13 protein-coding genes and 1 tRNA gene are annotated in these 13,319 nt (G+C 68.2%); 3 read left to right on the top strand and 11 right to left on the bottom strand.

Annotated features, from left to right (window positions below; all coding sequences use genetic code 11):
- Nucleotides 1-4 precede the first annotated feature (4 nt).
- The 4 genes from DBV35_RS18195 to DBV35_RS30295 form a co-directional block, all read right to left on the bottom strand.
- A complete protein-coding gene (locus tag DBV35_RS18195; protein ID WP_108661712.1) occupies nucleotides 5-406 on the bottom strand; it encodes an acetyl-CoA carboxylase biotin carboxyl carrier protein in 402 nt (133 codons plus the stop codon).
- Between the two features lie 146 nt (nucleotides 407-552).
- Nucleotides 553-1,053, bottom strand: a complete 501-nt coding sequence (locus tag DBV35_RS18190; RefSeq protein ID WP_108661711.1) for a DoxX family protein — start codon at nucleotides 1,051-1,053, stop codon at nucleotides 553-555.
- A 750-nt stretch (nucleotides 1,054-1,803) separates the two neighbouring features.
- The gene (locus tag DBV35_RS18185) at nucleotides 1,804-2,439 is read right to left on the bottom strand and encodes a M20/M25/M40 family metallo-hydrolase (RefSeq protein ID WP_157961837.1); all 636 of its coding nucleotides are present in this window, start codon (nucleotides 2,437-2,439) and stop codon (nucleotides 1,804-1,806) included.
- On the bottom strand, nucleotides 2,436-2,645 hold the full coding sequence (locus DBV35_RS30295; protein ID WP_157961836.1) for a hypothetical protein: 210 nt from the start codon (nucleotides 2,643-2,645) through the stop codon (nucleotides 2,436-2,438). Before DBV35_RS30295 ends, DBV35_RS18185 begins: the two co-directional genes overlap by 4 nt.
- Nucleotides 2,646-2,674: 29 nt before the next feature.
- On the opposite strand from DBV35_RS30295, the gene DBV35_RS18180 reads away from it, so the two are divergent.
- Nucleotides 2,675-3,502, top strand: a complete 828-nt coding sequence (locus DBV35_RS18180; protein WP_205648720.1) for an oxygen-binding di-iron domain-containing protein — start codon at nucleotides 2,675-2,677, stop codon at nucleotides 3,500-3,502.
- Nucleotides 3,503-4,016: 514 nt separating this feature from the next.
- On the opposite strand, the gene DBV35_RS18175 is transcribed toward DBV35_RS18180, so the two are convergent.
- From DBV35_RS18175 to mnmA, 3 genes are all read right to left on the bottom strand, one after another.
- Nucleotides 4,017-4,093 (bottom strand) — tRNA-Met (locus DBV35_RS18175).
- Nucleotides 4,094-4,130: 37 nt separating this feature from the next.
- Nucleotides 4,131-4,787 (bottom strand): class I SAM-dependent methyltransferase, encoded by a 657-nt coding sequence (locus DBV35_RS18170; RefSeq protein WP_108661710.1) that lies wholly within the window; start codon nucleotides 4,785-4,787, stop codon nucleotides 4,131-4,133.
- Nucleotides 4,788-4,807: 20 nt separating this feature from the next.
- On the bottom strand, nucleotides 4,808-5,989 hold the full coding sequence (gene mnmA, locus DBV35_RS18165; protein WP_108661709.1) for a tRNA 2-thiouridine(34) synthase MnmA: 1,182 nt from the start codon (nucleotides 5,987-5,989) through the stop codon (nucleotides 4,808-4,810).
- A 117-nt stretch (nucleotides 5,990-6,106) separates the two neighbouring features.
- On the opposite strand from mnmA, the gene sciP reads away from it, so the two are divergent.
- The gene (gene sciP / locus DBV35_RS18160; RefSeq protein WP_108661708.1) at nucleotides 6,107-6,382 is read left to right on the top strand and encodes a CtrA inhibitor SciP; all 276 of its coding nucleotides are present in this window, start codon (nucleotides 6,107-6,109) and stop codon (nucleotides 6,380-6,382) included.
- A gap of 17 nt (nucleotides 6,383-6,399) precedes the next feature.
- On the opposite strand, the gene DBV35_RS18155 is transcribed toward sciP, so the two are convergent.
- Nucleotides 6,400-7,290 (bottom strand): metallophosphoesterase family protein, encoded by an 891-nt coding sequence (locus tag DBV35_RS18155; RefSeq protein WP_108661707.1) that lies wholly within the window; start codon nucleotides 7,288-7,290, stop codon nucleotides 6,400-6,402.
- A gap of 98 nt (nucleotides 7,291-7,388) precedes the next feature.
- Between DBV35_RS18155 and DBV35_RS18150 the strand changes: the two genes are divergently transcribed.
- Nucleotides 7,389-7,844: an NUDIX domain-containing protein gene (locus DBV35_RS18150; RefSeq protein WP_108661706.1), complete on the top strand. Its 456-nt coding sequence runs from the start codon at nucleotides 7,389-7,391 to the stop codon at nucleotides 7,842-7,844.
- A 52-nt stretch (nucleotides 7,845-7,896) separates the two neighbouring features.
- On the opposite strand, the gene DBV35_RS18145 is transcribed toward DBV35_RS18150, so the two are convergent.
- The 3 genes from DBV35_RS18145 to DBV35_RS18135 form a co-directional block, all read right to left on the bottom strand.
- The gene (locus DBV35_RS18145; protein WP_108661705.1) at nucleotides 7,897-10,200 is read right to left on the bottom strand and encodes a methyl-accepting chemotaxis protein; all 2,304 of its coding nucleotides are present in this window, start codon (nucleotides 10,198-10,200) and stop codon (nucleotides 7,897-7,899) included.
- 52 nt (nucleotides 10,201-10,252) lie between these two features.
- Nucleotides 10,253-11,758 (bottom strand): PAS domain-containing methyl-accepting chemotaxis protein, encoded by a 1,506-nt coding sequence (locus tag DBV35_RS18140; protein ID WP_108661704.1) that lies wholly within the window; start codon nucleotides 11,756-11,758, stop codon nucleotides 10,253-10,255.
- Nucleotides 11,759-11,892: 134 nt separating this feature from the next.
- Nucleotides 11,893-13,197 (bottom strand): glycoside hydrolase family 3 N-terminal domain-containing protein, encoded by a 1,305-nt coding sequence (locus DBV35_RS18135; RefSeq protein WP_157961835.1) that lies wholly within the window; start codon nucleotides 13,195-13,197, stop codon nucleotides 11,893-11,895.
- Between the last annotated feature and the right edge of the window lie 122 nt (nucleotides 13,198-13,319).

The following is a 13,319-nucleotide window of genomic DNA, read 5'->3' as shown; positions in this document are numbered from 1 at the left end:
CGGATCAGTCCAGACGGAAGAGCGGCTGGCCGGCCGCAACCTCGGCCCCGTCCTCGACGAGCACGGCCGCGATGGTGCCCGCGCTCTCCGCCTCCACCTTCGAGAAGGTCTTCATCGCCTCGATGAGGCAGAGCGCCTCCCCGGCCTCGACGCGCGCGCCGACGCGCACCATCGCCGGCTCACCCGCCGCGGCGGAGAGGTAGACGACGCCGAAGCAGGGCGCGTCGACGGTCTTGCCCGGAGGAGTTGGGGCGGGGGCCGGTTGGGGGGCGGCGGTGGCGGTGATGGCGGCGGCGGCGGTCTCGCGGCACATTCGAACGCGGAAGTCGCCGTCGACGATCTCGACCTCGGAGAGCCGCGTATGGCGCATCCACTCCAGGACGGCGTCCAGTCTGGTCAGATCCATGCCGCTCGGTGCGTCCTCTTGCGAACCGTGGGCCCCCGGGAACCCCGTATGGTTCGGGGCTATCACAGTGCCGCAATGATGGGGTCAGAGGTTTCGCCAATGGCGCCCCGCCGGACGGGCGAGCATCCAGGCAGGCCGCGGCGTCTCTAGGGATCAGCCGGCGCCGATCCGCTTTCGCCGGGCCGGTCGTCATTCCGCGGGGGTCGCGTGCGCGCGCGTCGCGAGATCAGCGCATCGAGCGACCAGACATCCTCGCGCTGGAAGGTGATCAGCAGGACACAGGCCGCGAACGTGATGATGGTCGAGTAGAAGACGTGGGAGTTGAACACGATCCGGTCGACACCGGTGATGTACCACCCGAACGGATCGACGATCGCCCACCAGACCATCGCCGCCGTGGACCCGTTGATCAGCGCCTGCAGCGGAAGGGCGACCTTCCGCCAGAGTCCGACCACGCACAGCCCGCCGATGACGACCTCACCCGCCCCCGTCGCAAGACCGATGGCGGTGGCAAGCGTCGCCTCGAGGTCCACGCTCCGCTGCACCGCGAGCGGCGCATGGCCGGCGACGATCTTGTCGAGTCCGAACCAGACGAGAAGGAAGCCCGCCGCGACGCGCAGGAAGAGCAGGCTGAGGCTCTGCGCCAAGTCCCGCCTGAGCATCCGATCCCGGCCCATGGCACGCCCCCGAACCCGCCCCGCGAAGGAACCAACCCCCGCCAATGTAGCACCGTTCGCACCGCGCGCGGCCGTCCGTTGCCCCCGGCCGGACCGAATGGGTTCGTTGCCGGAGTGATCCAAGGTGATGTTCCGTCGCCACATGCACCCCCGTCACGGCTGAATGGCCCTCCGACCGGATGCCCGGATTTGTACCCGTTTCAGGTCCAATACAGGCGGCCGGGCCAGAGACGAGCTCCGGGACACGATGAAGCCCCCCGGGCGGATGCCGTGCGCCGATCGCTGTGACGGACCGCGTTATCTCGCCCTCGTCGATGCTCTGAAGCGTGAAGTCGGAGAAGGCCATTCCCCCTCGTCACGTCGGGCGCGCGCTCGCCATCTCGGCATGTCGGTCGGCACCGTCAGTAACGTCGACCAGGAGGCCGAGTAGCGCGGTCGTCCGCTTGCGCGCAGGTGTGCCTGAGAAGCCGGGTCACTCCCACTTCAATAAATCCCCCTGCCACTGGCCGATCCACAGTGCGCATATAATCACGTCGCAGATCGGTTCCGGTACGATCGCCAAGACCGCGGATATCTGCTCCTCCGACCAGATGAGCCAGCTTCGGGCACCTGAAGAGACTTGGGCAAGCTGTAGAGGGAGCATGAAGGGATCGTGCAATCGAACGTCGCCAGCAGCCGCGTTGCATGGAAGGGCGCTTTCGCGGCGAGACGGTGAACCGCTTACCCGTTAGCGGGGTGAAGGCGATCGGCGCGGGCGACGACGCTGTGGAGGAGGGTGTTCAGAGCCGGCCGCAGTTCGGCCTCCGACACGAACTCGTTGTTGTTGTGGGTGATGCCGTCGCGGCAGGGGGTGAAGATCATCACCGTCGGGCAGATCCGCGCCATGAAATAGGCGTCGTGCCCGGCCTGGCTCGGCAGGTCTTGGTGGCGCAGGCCGAGCCGCCCCGCCGTGTCGCGCACGAGGGCGACCAGCGTCTCGTCGAAGATGCGGCCGCCCCAGTTCCAGGTGTCGAGCACGGTGTGGCCGCAGTGGGTCTTGGCGGCGGCGGCCTCGAGCGCTTCCATCATCCGGCGCTGCATCTCGGCCGCGATCGCTTCGTCCTCGTGGCGCACGTCGCACACGATCTGCGCCCAGTCCGACAGGATCCCGGCCTTGTTCGGCCAGGCGACGAGGCGGGCGGCGGTGCCCTTGCCGCCGGTCGCGGCGTGGTCGAGGCCGATATCGTCGACCGCCGCGAGGAGCCGCGCGCCGGCCGCGAGCGCATTGCGCCGCTTCTCCATCGGCCAGGGGCCGGTGTGGGCCGTCTCGCCGGAGAAGTTCGCGAGGAGCCCGTGCGAGTGGTAGGCGTGGGTCACGACCCCGACCTCCATCCGCGCTTGTCGAGGATCAGTGTGCGAATGCGCGCCATCGTCTCGAGCGGCCCAGCCCCCTTGATGAGGACGCCGAAATGGGCGGCGCGGGAGAGGCCCGCCACCAGCGCCAGGGATCCGCCCCTTAGCTCGGGGACGGTGGTCCGCCCGACCCGCATCGCGAAATATTTGCAATACGCGCGGGCCCGCATTGAACTTTCGGTAGCTGTCGCCGACATCTTTGGCCAGCTTCGGCGAAACGATCCTCCAGGAGGGGATCGCCGCAATGGTGGGGAGTGACAGAGACATGGAAACGCGGATCACCGAAATCGCGGACGGCATCTACCGCCTTTCGAACGTCGTTCAGCTCCCCGGCGCGACCGACGGCTTCACCTTCAATCAGTTCCTGATCATGGGTGACGAGCCGCTGCTCTTTCATACCGGCCTCAGGAAGATGTTCACGAGCTACCGGGACGCGGTCTCCAAGATCGTTCCGGTCGAAAAGCTTCGCTGGATCGCGTTCGGCCATTTCGAGGCCGACGAATGCGGCGCGATGAACGAGTGGCTGGCGGCCGCGCCGATGGCGACGCCGGCGCACGGCCAGATCGGGTGCCTCGTCTCGCTCACCGACTTTTCGGACCGTGAGCCGAGACCACTCGCCGACGGAGAGGTCATCGAGATCGGCAATGGACGCCGTGTCCGCTTCATCGACACGCCGCATACGCCGCACGGCTGGGATGCGGGGCTGATCTTCGAGGAGAGCACGCGAACGCTGTTGTGCGGTGACCTGTTCACCCAGCTCGGCGAGCAAGCCGAGTCGCACGACGGCGACATCGTGGGGCCGGCGATCGTCGCCGAGAACGTCTTCCAATACTCGGCCCTGTCGCCCCGGATGGGGACGACGATCCGGTCCCTCGCGAGCCTTGAGCCCGAGGGGCTGGCCCTGATGCACGGCCCCTCGTTCCGAGGCGACGCGGCAAAGGCGCTCGCGGAACTCGGCGACGAATACGACCGACGCCTTCGCGAGGCGCTGGACAGCAATCCGGAATTTGAAGCGCAAGCGAACTAGAGGGCGCGCTCTACACCCCCTTCCTCCGCGCCTGTACTGGTCGATCACGCGGCCCTTCGCGCAATCGCCACGGTTCAAAGGTCCTGTACCCGGCGGTCAGATCAACCCGGCGCAGTGACGACCACGTATTTTGCGGCGGTGTCGATTCTTTGAGACTGAAGGGATCGAAGATCTGGCGGTGCTCAACGGGCAATTGAAGCGGAACCGGGAGGCCGTCACGCTGCATCGATCGCGGCACCGCTTTACGAAGTGCTCGTCGTGGTCTTCGAGCGGATCGGAGGATCGACTGGGAAGCCGGTGGCCGCAGCCCAGCGCTTGTGCCGACAGCAAAAGAGCTGGGGACCCGCGCGCTTGCGAAGACATCTCATGTCGCATCCATGTCGCGTGGAGCTGCCAGGCCCTCCAGAAACCCCAAGGAATCCGGTGTCATTACATGGTACATGGCGCGAGATGAAAAAGCGCCCGATCCTAAGGAAGGGCGCTTCTAACGTCTTGAATTTCAAGAAAATCGCGGTGGTAGCGGAGGAGGGACTCGAACCCCCGACACGCGGATTATGATTCCGCTGCTCTAACCAACTGAGCTACTCCGCCGCCGGTGAGCGCATAAGTCTGAAATCGGGGGTGTCTGTCAAGCGGTTCGGCGGAAAACCAACAACGTGATCAATCCGGCCGGGGGAAGCTCCTCCCGCTTCTCCAGCGTGAGGCCCGGCGTGTGGAGCACGCCGTCGATCGGCATCGACGGATTCCAGCCGAGGCGCTTGGAGAACGGGTTGAGGAGACGGTCCGTCACCTGCCAGGGGCCGGACTTTGCCTCGAAGTGACTCGCGATCATCACGATGCCGCCCGGACGCACCACGCGCGCGAACTCGGACATCACCCGCGCCGCGTCGGGGACGGCGGTGATCGTGAACATGCACACGACACCGTCGAACGAGGCATCGGCGAAGGCGAGGGACATGAGGTCCATCTCAACGATGGCCTCGACGTTCGGGAGGCCCTTCTCCACCCGCTCGCGCGCGATCTTCAGCATGTCGTGCGAGAGGTCGACGCCGACGAGGGAGACGTTCGGGCCGTAGAGGGAGAGCGCCGAGCCGGAGCCGACACCCGCCTCCAGGAAGCGGCCGCCGATGGCGTTGACGCGCTGCGCGGCGATCTTGCGCGCCGGGACGGTCGGCGTCGCGATCACCTCATAGACCGGAGCCCAGCGCGCGTAGGCGGACTTCACGTCCTTGCCTTCGACGGAACGAGTCTTGGCGCTGGCGGCCGGCGGGTCGGTACGGGACATGGAGAAAGGACCTGCGGGGTTCAGGCGGGCACGTGGGCGGGCGTCGGCGCGATGGCGGGATCGGCGATGGCCTTCTGGATGAAGCCGCCGCCCAGGATCTCCGCTCCGGCCTCGTCGGTGTCGTAGAGGACGCACGCCTGTCCGGGCGCGACGCCTTCCTCGCCACCGTCGATCTCCACCTCGTAGCCGGTGGGGGTCAGGATGATCGCGGCCGGGCGCGGCGGGCGCGTGGAGCGCACGCGCGCATAGACGGGCCGCTGCTCGCCGACGGCGAGAGGGGCGCCGAGCCAGTTCGCGTCGCGCAGCATCACGCGGTGCGAGCGCAGCGCCTCGCGCGGGCCGACGATGAGCTCGTGATTCTCGGCGTCGATCTTCACGACGAAGAGCGGCTCGCCGAGCGCGATGTTGAGGCCGCGCCGCTGGCCGACGGTGTAGTTGATCACGCCATCGTGCTGGCCGAGGAGGCGGCCGTCGACGTGGCGGATGTTGCCGGGCTGCGTCGCCTCGGGCCGCATCGCGGCGACCACGCGGGCATAGCGCCCGTCCGGCACGAAGCAGATGTCCTGGCTGTCCGGCTTGTCGGCGACGACGAGGCCCATCTCGGCGGCGAGCTCGCGCACGCGCTCCTTCGGCATCTCGCCGAGCGGGAAGCGCACATATTCGAGCTGCTCGGCCGTGGTCGCGAACAGGAAATAGGACTGGTCGCGCCGCTCGTCATGCGGGCGGAAGAGACGGCGCTGGCCCTCGACGAGGCGGCTCGTCACATAGTGGCCGGTCGCGAGCGCGGAGGCGCCGAGCGTACGGGCCGCGGCCAGGAGATCGGTGAACTTGACGGTCTGGTTGCACGCGATGCAGGGCACCGGCGTCTCGCCGCGCGCGTAGGCGTCCGCGAACGCTTCGATGACGCCCTCGTGGAATCGGCTCTCATAGTCGAGCACATAGTGGGCGATGCCGAGCCGCTCGGCGACGAGGCGGGCGTCGTGAATATCGCTCCCGGCGCAGCACGCGCCCTTCCGGCCAACTGCGGCGCCGTGGTCGTAGAGCTGCAGCGTCATGCCGACGACCTCGAACCCCTCGCGGGCCAGCAAACCCGCGACGACCGACGAATCGACGCCGCCCGACATCGCGACGACGACGCGATGGTCAGCCGCCTTGCCCGGCAAGCCCAGGCTGTTTTCCGAATGAGGTGCCGTCGAATGCATAACGTCTGTTAGCTAAGCACAAACCTTCCCTGCGGCAACGTATGCCGGAGTTAGGTATGCGTTAAGCGGCCTTGCGCTTTAACCGATGCTGAAATTTGGGTCTTCGTCGAGTGCGTCATGTCTGAGTATCCACAGCCACGTTATCGCTATGTCATTGGCCCGGATGGCACACCGCTTACGCTTGCCGATCTTCCGCCGGCCGACACAAAGCGCTGGGTTATCCGTCGCAAGGCCGAAGTTGTCGCAGCCGTGCGCGGCGGTTTGTTGTCCATCGACGAGGCGTGCGACCGTTACACGCTGACCGTCGAGGAATTTCTGAGCTGGAACGCTCTGATCGACCGGCACGGTCTCGCCGGGCTTCGGGCAACCAAGGTTCAGCACTACCGCGCCTGATAGCGCGGTGCTGCCTCTCAGTCGAGAGCCGGGGACAGATTGAGGTCGATCGATTCGATCGACTTCACGCCGCCCTCGGCCGAACGGAAGCCACGGCGCGTCAGACGCGCCGTGTTTCGTTGGGGATCGATGTCGATGAGCGCGTATCCAGCGAGCGGGTAGCGCCGGCCGTCGGACGAGGCGGACGGCACGCCGATGATCGCGGCACGCCCGCGTGGCGTCTCGAGCCAGGCGAGCGAGGGCGTGTGATTGTGGCCGTGCAGGATGATGTCGACGCATCCGGCCGCGAGCACCTCGCGCACGTCCGCGACATCGGCGAGCCCGCGCCGGCCCGAGGCGAGGGCCGCGTCCGGCGGATGATGGATCATCACCACCTTGAAGGCGTCGTCGTGGCGGTCGAGGAGATCGCTGAGGGCGGCGAGCTGTTGCGGGCCCACACGCCCGCCTGCGCAGAGCGGCGGCGTCGCGACGGCGGTGGACACGCCGAAGAGCGCGACATGGCCGAGGCGGCGGCAATAGGGGAAGCCCGCGCCGCCTTCTCCCGCGATATTCGGCGCCCAGGCCGCCGCCGCCCGCTTCACCGCGCCGGGGACATAGGCGTCGTGATTGCCGGGGACGACGCTCACCGTGTCGGGCGGCCCGATCGAATCCAGCCAATCCGCCGCATGGTCGAACTCCGCGGGCAGGGCGATGTTGACGAGGTCGCCGGTCACGCACACGTGGTCTGGCGATTGCGCCGCGATGTCTGCCATGATCGCGCCGAGGAACCGATCGCCCAAAGCGTGCCGGCGATTTTTCAGCCAGTTGAGGTAGCCGAAGATCCGCTTGGAGGCCAAGGCGGTGAGGCCGGGCCGGGGGAGCGGACCGAGATGGGGATCGGACAGGTGGGCAAGGCGAATACGCGTCAAAGAGAATCGTCCTTCAGCTCAGATGGCTGTGGTCGTCCCGTCCCTCTTCGCGATCCAGCGGATTCGGTTCAAGGCCCTTGACGGATAAGGCGGACCCCTTGGGAAAACTCGTCTGGCGTCTCGGCGCCCTCATTCGCCCCCCGGTCACCCTCGGAGTCCGGTGCGTTCTGATCGACACCGAGGAGCGCGTGCTCCTGGTGCGGCACACCTATTCAAAAGGTTGGCATTTCCCCGGCGGGGGTGTGGATCCGGGCGAATCGACTCGCGAGGCGGCGGTGCGCGAGCTGCGCGAGGAGACCGGAATCGTGATGGCGGCGATGCCGGATTTTTTCGGCCTCTACTGGAATCGCAGCCTTGCCCAGCGCGACCATGTCGCGGTCTATGTGTCGCGCGGCCATCCGGCGGTGGATCCGGCGCTCGTGAGCCCGCAGGCGAGCGAGATCGCCGAGGTGCGCCTCGCCTCGATCCATGACCTGCCGGAGGGGCTCACCGGGCCGACCGAGCGGCGCTTCGCCGAGCTTCTGACTGGGGCGGACCGCTCCGAAATCTGGTAGCGGGGCGGCGGGCGGCCGCTCACCCCATCAGGTCGAGGCGGCCTGGCGGGCGTCAGCTCGCCTTCATCACGTCGAGGAAGGCGGTCGATTCGCGTGACAGGTTGTCGTTCGCCTGGCTGAGCTCCTGTGCCGCCTTCGACAGGAGCGTCGCCGCGTCGAGGTTGCCGGCCGACAGCATCTCCACGCGGTTGATCGTCTGCGAGGCCGTCTCCACCCCGCTCGAAGCCTGCTGGGCGTTGACGGTGATCTCGTGCGTCGCGGCCTGCTGCTCCTCGGCCGCGATCGCGATCGAGGCGAACGTGTCCTTGATGTCGTCGATCACGCGCGTCACCTCGGTGATGCCGTGGACGACGCTGTCGATGTGGCTCTGGATGGTCGCGGTGTGGCCGGCGACCTCCTCGGTTGCGCGGGCGGTCTGGGTCGCGAGGCTCTTCACCTCCTGCGCCACCACCGCGAAGCCCTTGCCGGCGTCCCCCGCGCTCGCCGCCTCGATGGTGGCGTTGAGGGCGAGGAGGTTCGTCTTGCTCGCGATGTTGGAGATCGCCTCCACCACCTCGGTGATGCGCGAACTCGCCGAGGCGAGCTCGTTCGCCTGGTGGGCGACGCTGGCGGTCGATTCAGCCGCCTCGTTCGCGCGGGCGGAGGATTGGGCGAGGCGGGCGGAGATCTCGGTGATCGAGGAGGCGAGCTCCTCGGCGGCGGAGGCGACCATCTGCACGTTGGAGGAGGCTTGCGTGACGGCCGCGGCGCCGGCGGTGAGGTGCTGCTGGGTGCCGTGGACGCTCTCCACGATGCCGTCGACCTTGCCGCGCATGGAGACGAACGTCTCGCCCATCCGGTCGATCGTGCCCTTCACGTTCGTCTCGAACGTGCTGCGGCTCTTCACCTGGCGGCTGATCAGCGTCCAGGTGAGGAGGGCCCCGGCGTAGCTCCCCTCCCGGTCGGTGACGGCGGAGGCGCACAGCGACATGTACTCGCTGCCGACCTTGATCTGGGCGCGCCAGGGCAGGTTCGACGGATCGTTGAGGATCTCGCGCTGGTGGGCGGGGTTGCGGTGGAGCTCGTCGATCGACATGCCGACCATCTCGTCGATCGGCCTCGGCAGGAAGGCGGCGATGGGTTCGAGCTGACGCCGCGTCCACGCGTTCATGTAGGTGATTCGGAAATCGTTCTTCGGGTCGGCGAGCATCACGGCGACGGGGACCTGGTCGACGATCTGGGCCTTCAGGTAGGCGTTGTCGGCGGCCTCGCGCAGACGCGCGAGGGCGGACCACATCTTGCCGAACTCGTCCGTGCTGTTGCTCTCGCGCACCTTGTAGTTGGTCCGCCCCTCGGCGAGATCCACGAGGCGGCGCGTCAGCGCGCGGATCGGGATCGCGGTGCTGCGCACGAGGAGGATGCTGACGACGATCGCGATGACGATCGCGGCGAAGGTCAGGATCAGGGTGGTGCGCCGCGTTTCGGCGACGGTCTGGGGGGCGGCGCCGTCGATCTCCTGCTGCTGCGCGCGCTGCGATTCGGTGATCGAGGCGATCGCCCCGCTCAGCCGCTCCGACAGGGGCTCGAGCTCGCCCTTGAAGAGGTTGTCGCGCGCCTCGAGGGCGGCGCTGATCGTCTCGAAGGCCGACCGATAGGCCACGATCGCCTCGTCGAGCGCGGCGAACGCGGGGCGATTCGATGGCGCGGACGCGCGTGCCGCGGATGCGACGCCCGCGGTCGCGAGGTCGAACTCGGCGAGCGCTGTGGCGCGCGTCTCCGCCTGCCCATCGATGAGGAAGCGCAGCGCCTTCGCGCGGCCGAGGAGGACGTGCTCCTCGAACATCGCGATGGCTTCCGCGTTTTCGATCGGCCCCTGGAATGCCGCGCGCAGGGTCTCGTGCAGCGTCTCGTCGAGCCGGCCGCCCGCGGCCTCCAGCGCGTCGCCGAGCCGCCTCAACTCATCCTGGGCCGTCGCGACATCGTCGAAGAGGCTCGAATAGCGGTCCGAGAGGGCGACGATCTCGGCGAACCGCTCGCGCTGCCGGCCGGTCGCGCCCTCCTCGGCGGCGGCACGCGCCTGCTCGGTCATCAGGCGGATGTGGTCGCGCACTTCGCCGATCCCGGCCTCGCCGTGGTTCGAGATGAAGCGCTGGATGCTGAGCTGCGCCCGCACCGTCTCGCTCTCGAGCTTGGAGAGGTGGGTGAGCTCGGAGGCGGTGTGCCGGTAGTCGACGAACAGCGCGGCGACGCGGTCCGTCCCCCGCCAGCCGACAAAGGCGACCGCGACAAGCATCATCAGCACCAGCGAGACTGATGCCGCGAGCTTGAAGGACAGGCGGATGTTGTTGAGGATCGTGCGCTTGCGACCGTTGGTCATGTGTCGTCTCTCGGGCCGGTGGGGGGCGGGCGGCGCGTTGGCGTGGACTGGGTCAGTGGATCGTCGTCGCCTGGAGGCTGCGATAGGCGGCGCTGCCCTGGCGGGCGAGCTCGTCGGCGTCGGCGACGGCGGTGCTGATGGCGCCGAGATTGTCGTCGATCTCGCGCACCGAGCTTGCCGCATGGGTCATGTCGGTGACGATGTGCTGGGCGGCGCTGTTCTGCGCCTCGACCACCTCGCCTGCGACATCGACGCTCTCCTGCACCGAGCGCACCGCCTGGCCGATGGCGCGCAGCGCGACCACGACGTCGGAGGAGACCGACTGGACGCGCGAGATGTCACTGCTGATCTGGTTGGTCGACCGCTCGACCTGGTCGGCGAGGCTCTTCACCTCGGCCGCGACGACGGCGAACCCCTTGCCGGCCTCGCCCGCGCGCGCCGCCTCGATGGTGGCGTTGAGGGCGAGGAGATTGATCTGCCCGGCCACCTTCGAGATGATCTCGACGATCGAGGTCATCGAGCTCGCCGCCTCGGAGAGCTGGGCGATGTGGCTGTCGGCCGTCTCGGTCTCGCGCGAGACGTTGCTGACGGCCTGGCGCGAGCGCACGACGGCCTCGCCGATGCGCTGGGATGAGCCGCGCAGCTCGGCCACCGCGTCGACCGCGTGCTGGACCATGTTCGAGGTGGTGGTCGCGGCCGTCGAGGCAGTGGAGGAGCGTTCGTGCGCCTGCGAGACCGCGAGGACGATCTCGTCGAACCGGCGGTCGAGGCCGCGCGCGACCTCCTCCATGCTCTTGCGCTTGACCGCGCGGCTCGTGACGTCCTGCGCGACCTTCACGATCGAGGTCGGGCGGCCGGACGCGTCGAGGGCGGGGATGTAGGTGGCTTCCAGGAAGACCGATTGCCCGTTCTTCCCGGCCCGCTCGAACTCGCCTGCGTGAGCCTTGCCTTCCCGCAGCGTGCGCCAGAACGCCTTGTAGGACGTCTCGTCCATCACCTTGGTCGGCACGAACATGCGGTGCGGGCGGCCGACCACCTCGTCGGCGCGGTAGCCCATCGCCTCGCAGAAGCGCGCGTTGGCGCGCAGGATCTGCCCTTCGAGATCGAACTCGATCACGGCGAAGGCGCGGTCGACCGTGTCCATCCGCGCCTTCTGGCCGGAGAGCTCCGTCTCGCGCGCCGACACGTCGTCGGCGATGATGAGGATCTTCTCCGAGTTCGTCGCCTTGCCGAGGAGGATGATCTGCGCGCCCACATAGGGCGTCGCCTTGGCGTTGGTCCGCAGCACCCGCGCGCAGGTGCGCTGGCTGCGGAGCTGGCCGAGCCCGGCCGCGCCGAAAAGGTCCGCGTCGGGCGGCTCCACCGTGAGGAATGAGGAGACCGATTTTCCGGCGAGCGCCCCCGGCGTCGCGCCGAGGAGCTTCGCGGCCCGGTCGTTCGCGGACAAGATCTTCCCGCCGGTGGAGACGACGAGAACGCCGCTCGCGCTTCCGGCGACGTGCAGGAGGTCCTGCCGCTCGGCCCGGCTGATCGCCTTGTCGAGGAAAGTTGCCGACATCGCTCACCATCCATCTCGGGCACGATTGCGCCGTGCCACCGGCCGAGAGTGATAGTGGGCGGGTCTGGATCGAAGCTTGGCCTCAGGCCCCGGCGGGGCGTGGGGCGTGCGGCGCGCCCCCGTGGGGGCTCGCCTCAGCGGGGAAGGGTCGCCTCGTCGGCGCGAGCCCAGCGCAAGGCGTCGCTTCCCGTGCCGGTCCGGGTGGAGAGCTGGCGCGCCTCGGCAAGGTCGAGCTTGTGGTGGACGATGCGCGCATAGGCATGGCGGATCTTGTCGGCGAAGACGTCGGAGGCGAGCGCCTCCTGCTCCAGCCGGTCGATCACCTCGCCCACGAGCGCCATCCCCTTGTCACCGGGCAGCGACAGGAGCGCGATGTCGCCGCCGGCGAGCACCATCCGCCGTGCCGCCTCGGGCGCGTCCCAATGGTCGGAGATGGCGTCCATCGAGAGATCGTCGGAGACGACGAGCCCGTCGAAGCAGAGCGTCTGGCGCAGCACGCGGTCGATGGCGTTCGGAGAGAGGGAGGCCGGCAGCCCCTCCGGCCCGCTCACCTCGTCGAGCATCAGGTGGCCTATCATGATCATGTCGGCCTCGCGGTCGCGGATCATGTCGCGGAAGGGCACCATCTCGCGCCGCGACCAGGTGCGCGTGAGGTCGATCGCCCCGTCATGGCTGTCGTCGGTCGAGGAGCCGTGGCCGGGGAAGTGCTTCAGCGAGGTCGCGACCCCGGCGGCGCGATGGGCGTCCACGAACGCCTCGGCGTAATCAACGACGGTGTCGATATCGGCGCCGTAGGAGCGGCCGAAGCGAGAGATGACGGGGTTGTTCGGGTTCACCTCCACGTCGACCACGGGGCCGAAATTCACGGTGAAGCCCATCTCGGCGAGGTTCGCGGCCATCTCGCCATAGATCTCGGCCGCCTCGTCGAGCGACTTGGCGGCGACGTCGCGCGCGGAGGGGGTGTCGGGCGCGCCCTCGGAGGGCTTGAGGCGCATCACGGCGCCGCCTTCCTGGTCGATCGCGATGAAGGGCGGCAGGTCCGGCCGCGCCGCCTCGAGGCGCGCGTTGATCGCCTTCACGTCGGCGGCCGAGCCGATATTGTGCCGGAAATAGAGGACGCCGCCCACCTCGGACGCGGCGAGCGCGTTCGCGGCGATCGTGACGCCGGCGCTGTCGGCGGTGTTGCCGGAGAAGCTGATCATCAGCATCTGGCCGATCATCTCGCGCAGCGGCACTTCGCGCAGGGGGCGCGGCAGCGAGGCCCAGAACAGCTCCGGATGGGTGGGCGAACAGCTCGTCGCGAACGTCTCGACGATCCCCGGCTTTTCGAGTGGCAGCGGCTGATAGGCCGCGTCCCGCTCGATCAGCCCATCGAGCGGGGGAAAGGGGATCTTGACCTGAGCATGGGCCGGTGCCGCGAACGCGACAGCAATTGTCAACGCCACGAGCCCTCGAATCCGCCGGCGACAAACGCGCATCGGTTCGCTCCCGTTTCGGCGAGGCCGGGGGCCCCGCAGTGGGGAATTCTTACCGAAGACGGTTAACGCTTGGTGAATGAGGT

It is taken from the genome of Acuticoccus kandeliae (assembly GCF_003073115.1).
The sequence above is the reverse complement of the archived record's forward strand: the minus strand, read 5'-3'. Positions and strand labels throughout refer to the sequence as shown.

Excerpts from the sequence above, each read along its gene's own strand:
- DBV35_RS18195 (WP_108661712.1), bottom strand. The coding sequence starts at position 406 with ATGGATCTGACCAGACTGGACGCCGTCCTGGAGTGGATGCGCCATACG.
- DBV35_RS30295 (WP_157961836.1), bottom strand. The coding sequence starts at position 2,645 with ATGCGGGCCCGCGCGTATTGCAAATATTTCGCGATGCGGGTCGGGCGG.
- DBV35_RS18170 (WP_108661710.1), bottom strand. The coding sequence starts at position 4,787 with ATGTCCCGTACCGACCCGCCGGCCGCCAGCGCCAAGACTCGTTCCGTC.
- mnmA (WP_108661709.1), bottom strand. The coding sequence starts at position 5,989 with ATGCATTCGACGGCACCTCATTCGGAAAACAGCCTGGGCTTGCCGGGC.
- sciP (WP_108661708.1), top strand. The coding sequence starts at position 6,107 with ATGTCTGAGTATCCACAGCCACGTTATCGCTATGTCATTGGCCCGGAT.
- DBV35_RS18145 (WP_108661705.1), bottom strand. The coding sequence starts at position 10,200 with ATGACCAACGGTCGCAAGCGCACGATCCTCAACAACATCCGCCTGTCC.
- DBV35_RS18140 (WP_108661704.1), bottom strand. The coding sequence starts at position 11,758 with ATGTCGGCAACTTTCCTCGACAAGGCGATCAGCCGGGCCGAGCGGCAG.